The 6,000-nt window shown below is 38.3% G+C and carries 6 protein-coding genes; 3 read left to right on the top strand and 3 right to left on the bottom strand.

Annotated elements, in window-relative coordinates; all coding sequences use genetic code 11:
• Nucleotides 1–552: 552 nt before the first annotated feature.
• The 3 genes from AB7E53_RS04220 to AB7E53_RS04210 all read right to left on the bottom strand — a co-directional run bounded on the left by AB7E53_RS04220 (nt 553) and on the right by AB7E53_RS04210 (nt 3,864).
• Entirely contained in the window at nt 553–1,149 is a 597-nt protein-coding gene (locus AB7E53_RS04220) for a mobile mystery protein B (RefSeq protein ID WP_446774348.1), read from the bottom strand.
• Nucleotides 1,140–1,604: a mobile mystery protein A gene (locus AB7E53_RS04215; RefSeq protein ID WP_079682455.1), complete on the bottom strand. Its 465-nt coding sequence runs from the start codon at nt 1,602–1,604 to the stop codon at nt 1,140–1,142. The genes AB7E53_RS04220 and AB7E53_RS04215 overlap by 10 nt, the downstream gene beginning before the upstream one ends.
• Before the next feature lie 115 nt (nt 1,605–1,719).
• Entirely contained in the window at nt 1,720–3,864 is a 2,145-nt protein-coding gene (locus AB7E53_RS04210; RefSeq protein ID WP_446774347.1) for a RagB/SusD family nutrient uptake outer membrane protein, read from the bottom strand.
• Nucleotides 3,865–4,375: 511 nt separating this feature from the next.
• Between AB7E53_RS04210 and AB7E53_RS04205 the strand changes: the two genes are divergently transcribed.
• The 3 genes from AB7E53_RS04205 to AB7E53_RS04195 are packed head-to-tail and all read left to right on the top strand — an operon-like array spanning nt 4,376 to nt 5,927.
• A complete protein-coding gene (locus tag AB7E53_RS04205) occupies nt 4,376–4,696 on the top strand; it encodes a helix-turn-helix domain-containing protein (RefSeq protein WP_079682453.1) in 321 nt (106 codons plus the stop codon).
• Nucleotides 4,697–4,699: 3 nt separating this feature from the next.
• Nucleotides 4,700–5,407 (top strand): ImmA/IrrE family metallo-endopeptidase, encoded by a 708-nt coding sequence (locus tag AB7E53_RS04200; protein ID WP_446774345.1) that lies wholly within the window; start codon nt 4,700–4,702, stop codon nt 5,405–5,407.
• Between the two features lies 1 nt (nt 5,408).
• The gene (locus tag AB7E53_RS04195; RefSeq protein ID WP_446774343.1) at nt 5,409–5,927 is read left to right on the top strand and encodes a hypothetical protein; all 519 of its coding nucleotides are present in this window, start codon (nt 5,409–5,411) and stop codon (nt 5,925–5,927) included.
• Nucleotides 5,928–6,000: the final 73 nt, after the last annotated feature.

Genomic DNA, 6,000 nt, shown 5'->3' with positions numbered 1-6,000 from the left:
GGCAGCTGTTTCGGAAGAGGATTTGCTGATAAGGGATGTGGACAGTCTGGTGGCGTCGTTGGCCTATGTGGCCCGCCCAACAGAGAAACAGCGGATGATTGCCCGCCTCTCTACGCTGCGGGAACGGCTGGTGAAGGTCTCCGCCCTCTTGAACCGCCCGCCCTCGGTGTTGTAAAGAAGGGGCTCGCGCCCCTTTATTATAGTTTTTGTTGTAAAAGTATAATAAAAAATGGACTATTTTAAATTTTGATCTAAAATTAAAATAAGGAATAGAAGGAGCTCCTTTTGTATAATAATAGCTTGGATTTGCAAAAGTGGTTCTTTCTCTTCTATACCAAAAAAGAAAGCCCTGCCGGCATGGGCAAGGCTTATTAACTCTTTTAGAGTGCAGAACATCGGGACTTAGCCGATGCGGGCACTTATTTCGGTACAAATATACAATAATATAATGGATTCTTTAATTTGCGATTCGCGAATTGCAAATATATGAAATAAAGAATTGTATGTCAAATAAATATATGTGTTAAAGTGCTGTTTGTATTTATTTGTATTTTAGATTGCAAATTCAATTAAAGGGGCGAACTTGCCTTTGTCTGCTTCCCGAAGAGCGCGTAAATAGGTTTTTCGTATTTCGGATTCGGAGGATAGATTTTGTGATCCTCCCCATTTGAAAACGGGCTCTCCGTATAATTTGCTAATAAGAATGTCTGCAATAAGACGTGAATGCCTACCGTTTCCATTCGGAAAGCAGTGAATTGAAACAATTCTATGTTTAAACCGAATTACTCTTTCGTGGGGGGTAAAGGTGTTATTGATATGCCAGTACAGAAAATCGTCGCAAAGCATTTTTAGTTCAGTTCCGATTTGGTACTTATCTACTCCGATATTTTTATTAGTGTTTCTGAATTGTCCTGCCCATTTCCAGACTCTCCCATACATTCGTGTATGCAGATCTCTAACAAAATCTGCAGTGATTAAATCTTCAGCAGTTTTCTTAATTTTTATAGACCATTTTATTGCGTCTTCAATATTTAATTGTTCCCATTCATCAAGTTCATTTCTTGTTGTGATGGTTTTTATTTTTAATCCTGATTTTTCGTCTTCATCTATAGGAGTTTGCCCTTCAATGTAACTTAAATTTATTCCCATAATTTCTCGGGATTCTCTGCAAGCTCTGCAGATATTTCTTTAATAGAATTTTTAATTCTCTTTTCACTTATCTTTTGATCTTCTAATGACATCGTTTTATTTGCTCGTATGACAATTTCCTTTGCCATTTTTTCGGCTTGTTGTTGTATTAGCTCTGATAAGCTGGATGTTTCCATGGGGACAATTGCATAAACAAGTCTCATATTCATTGCTGCGGCCGTTTCTTCCAGACTGTTCAAAGTTATAGTACCGGCTTTTTCTCTTTCCTGAATTTGTTTGATTGCTTGTGGAGTTTTATTCATTTTGGTAGCTAGTTGACGCATATTCATCCCAATTGCTTTTCGAACGGCTTCAATCCAGCCCCCCATAGGTTTACTATCAGGAAGTACTCCACTAAAAGCCTTGATTTTTCGATCAATCTGCTCTAGATATAGTTTGTTAGCTCTATTTATCATAAATATATATGTTTAAATATTGGTGCAAATATACACATATATGTTTATAATAATAGAAATAAATAAATATATATGTTTAAAATTGTCTCTTGTTAAGTAAATCGCATCTTTATGATTAATATCCCGGGTTTTGCGTCATACCCGGATTTATATCTATTTCTCTTTGCGGGATTGGGAATAGTAGTTGATAGTCTTCGAGCTTCAATTCCGACTTTGCCAAACCGTTCCGTTTTAAAAAGGCAAAGTATCCGACCTGGTCTGTCAGCGCTATTTTACGGGCTTCTTTAATTCCTGTAATTACATCCGAAGTTTCGGCTATTCCCTTTGCACGGGTTACCATTTTCAGGTAGTTGAGGGCAGCGGCGTCATTCCCCAGATGCGCTTCGCATTCGGCCAACGAGAGTAGTACATCCGTATAGGTTAAAATGGGGGTATTGAATAGTCCCAATATCAACTCTTTGCTGGTTGGGGTATAACTTGTGGTGCTTTCAAGCTGATAAAAGTTGTTTGAAACAACCTTCGCCAATAGTGATTTCGCCTTGCTATATTCGCTTTGGTACATATGAATATTGGCAAGAATTATCCGGGCAACATCCTTTGAGACAAAAAGAAGATCATTTAAATCGGAAGTGGCAAACCGGTTCTTTTTTTCGTCTGATTTGCTAATGGCTGTTTCTAAATTTGAAGTAAGGGCTTGGAAAATATCTTTTTCCGAAGTACGAGGTAAATATAAACTATTTAAATCTGGCACCGTTGTCAGGTACGGAACGCCTCCCCAATACACAACCATATTGTAGTAACAGATTGCATTGAAGGTGTTTAAATAGTCCGGATAAGCCGATTCTCTCGTTGCATCTGCTTCAAGTATGATAAGATTACGATTGATAGCCCGATAATATTTAGAAAAAATATCGTTTATATTTCCGTTGGATGAAGACAGCGGTGCCCGGAATTCCCAATCGGTCGTAATTCCGGAGTATTTCGCTTCCAGGGTGTTGGAGCTTGTTATGACTTCCGACAAAGACGAGGCATACGCATAAAAAGCCTGCACACCAGCCTCGCCTAGTTTGGGAAGTGGGGCACTGGGATCTCCTTCCTGACTTATTGTAAGAATGGCGACTTTCTGGTCGCGGAAGTCATAAATTGCAACGGAGTCGGTTACGTTTCTTCTGGAGGCCGACGGCTTTATGTTTACTTTCAATACATTATTTTCAAGCGCTTTTTCAACCTTTATCAATGTTAGACCGGGAGTTTCATACAATTTATCAAACATACTTTCATGTATTGAATGGATGCCGTCTGATTCCTGTGTGTCGAGGGTGAGTGGAATGCTCGTGCTTATTTTAATGGAATATTCGCCTCCTTCTTTGGGTACGGTTATCCGGGATGTCTCCAGCGTTACAGGGGTGCCGTTCCCGGCAATCTCGTTACCTGCAATGCCGTCGTCGTTCCAGTCGAAGAAATAGGCCAGATCTTTAACCGATACCGTTTTGCCCAAACTGTTGTATCTTGAAACAACATTGCTTGCGATAGATGGCAACTTGCTGTTTAATTTGTTGCGGTCCTTTTTAATTTGTTGCAGGGAGGTTTCAGAAAATTTACCTTCTTGCCCAAACTCTTCGCTAAGCTTAGCCAGGTATTCGGTTAGTACGGCTTCGGACCTGTCCACCAACAATAAGGAGGAAATTGCAAGGAGTGCCCCGGCCTCGTCCGAACCGGTAGTTATAGAATATTGGGAAACATCTACATCCAGAAACCGCTGGAGGCCAAATGCGGTAAGCAGCTCTTTCTGAGCCTGTTTGTTGGCGTCTGAATAAGATTTGTTTTGTCCGGTTAAGTTGATAATCCGTTTGTATTTAAGATGCGTCAGGATGTTTACATTTACAGTGGATTGATCCGCCAAATTAACAACGGCCATCAACGTTAAAGTTCCCCGTGACAACTGGCCATCTACTTCATTAAAGAAATATCCATTGGCCTTGAGCTGGGCAAAGGGTGTTTCGAACTCCTTCGAACCGAAAGAAAAACTTCCCGTATTATCGGATATTGTAGTGGAATAAATACTTCCCAGAGGTTGCATTTCGGCATCCATCGGTTGTACATCGATGGTGGATCCGCTTACAAACGGGCCCTTCTCTACTTTTCCATTCACATTGTAATTAACAGGCGTATACCCGCCTTTTTCGTCTTCAGAACAAGATTGAAAAGCAATACATGTTACTGCAACACCAAATCCGATCAGAATATTTCTTAAATCCATAGTGTAATAATTTTCGAACCCCTATTAGATGCGCCTTTGGGAACAATCACCCACGGTAAACCGGCCGCAACCTAATGAAATCCTTGTTTTCATTCAGTTAATAAAAGGATGTTTAATTGTATTTAAGGCTCCACAAATATGAAACTTTATTTTTTAATTAACAAATAAATTGATAATTCAATAAGAGGGAAAAGTTCTGTACGGCATCAGCCGTTCTCTTATCATACAACATTGCTTTTACTTCGAATTGAGTTATGCTGAATCCGTTGGATATTTAATTCTTGTTGGAATATAAATTGGAGGTGTTTCGTTTTATTGCAATATGTATCTGTTAGAATGTATAGAGTTATTTGTGTTTTCTTCTTTAGGTTGTTGAATAAATGCTGTAAATGGCTTAAATATAGATTTATACGGTTTTGTTTATTTTTGAATTTATTTTGTTAAACTGTTTCATTATTTGTGTTGTTATGTAATATATTGTATATTTGCAACGCCTAATAATAAATATATCATGATTGGGAAAAATCTGAAACTTTTTAGAGATGCTAATATGTACACCCAGGATCAAGTTGCCTCTTATCTTGGAGTGGAGCGGGGTACATTGTCGAATTATGAAAGAGAAACACGTGAAGCGCCTCTCGAGGTGTTGGTAAAACTGAGCAGTCTGTATGGTGTAGAGCTTTCTGATTTTTATGAAGAGGATCAGGATAAGGTTGAAGATAAACTGGTTTGTTCTTTTCGAATGGAAAATCTCTGTGATGACGACATGAAACAAATTTCAAAGTTTAAAGATATGGTTATGGGATATCTCAAAATGGAAAGGTTGTTATAGATTATGATAAAGGATGTAATAAAAGTTAAAGAGACTGCTTTTCGCGACAAAGTTAGAGTAGGACCTGGTGATCCGGTAAACCTGAAGCGCCTGTTACTTGATCTGAATGTGCTTACAATGTACGCTCCAATGAGTGAAACTTTTTCAGGGATGTGTATCAAAAGGAAAAATAGCAGTTTTATTCTTATTAACTCAAATCACTCCCGAGGAAGACAGCATTTTACAATCGCGCATGAATTTTTTCATCTTTTTATTCAGGATAACTTTGAACTTCATGTGTGTAATCCCGGCGTAAATAAAGAACCTCAGGAGAAAGAGGCCGATTTTTTTGCATCATTACTGCTAATGCCGGAAATAGGTATTTTAAGGATGCTACCTGAAGCTGAACTGGAAAATAAAACGGTATCTCTTGCTTCCGTTATTAAATTAGAACAATACTTTGGTGTTTCGCGTACAGCAATGCTAGTCCGTTTAAAAGATATCGGCCTTATTACCAAGAGTCAGTTTGATGCTTTGAAAATGATTCCGGTATTAAAGTCTGCTCTTGAACATGGATATGATTTGGCCCTTTATAAGCCAGGTAACGAAAATTTGGTAATTGGTGATTATGGAATGAAGGCTCGTCAGCTTTTTGAGGAGTCTAAAATTTCTGAGGGTCACTATCTGGAATTACTGTCAAAGATTGGTATCGATCCAACCCTGGAAGAATGAAATGGGAAAGGATATTAAAATTATTCTGGATGCGGATGTGATTATCCATTTTATAAAAGGTGAATGTTTATCATTATTACCTCAAATTCTGCCGAATTATTCTTATGTTTTATTGAAGATGGTGTTTGATAGGGAGTTGCGTGATTTGCATCGGACGCAAATTATGCAACAAATAACTATCTTGAAGAATATAACGATGGTGGATTGGGAACCAAAAGGTGAAGCATTGGGTGAATTTCTTAAGTTGAATAAAAAATTCGGTTTAGGCGAAAGTTTATCCATGGTTTACTGTAAATATAACAACGATGTGCTGGCAAGCAGTAATTTAAAAGATATTATTTCGTATTGTGAAGAAAATAAGATTGTATACTTTACGACGTTAGATTTTATTTATCAAGCTTTCCATACAAAAATCATGACCGAAAAAGAATGTGATGATTTTATTACCAAGGTTCTCGCGAAGGGTAGTAAGTTACCTGTAACCTGTATTGCGGATTTTCATCCGCGGATTACTCTTTAGTTTTTCGGGTGCTGAAAGGGCTGTTCTTTACCCTGATATTAAGAAGCAGAAATCAAGACTGCGCCTGTGCGGA

It is taken from the genome of Macellibacteroides sp. (assembly GCF_050251695.1).
Classification (GTDB): Bacteria; Bacteroidota; Bacteroidia; order Bacteroidales; family Tannerellaceae; genus Macellibacteroides; species Macellibacteroides fermentans.
Note: the sequence above shows the minus strand (reverse complement) of the source record. Positions and strands in the feature narration are given on the sequence as shown.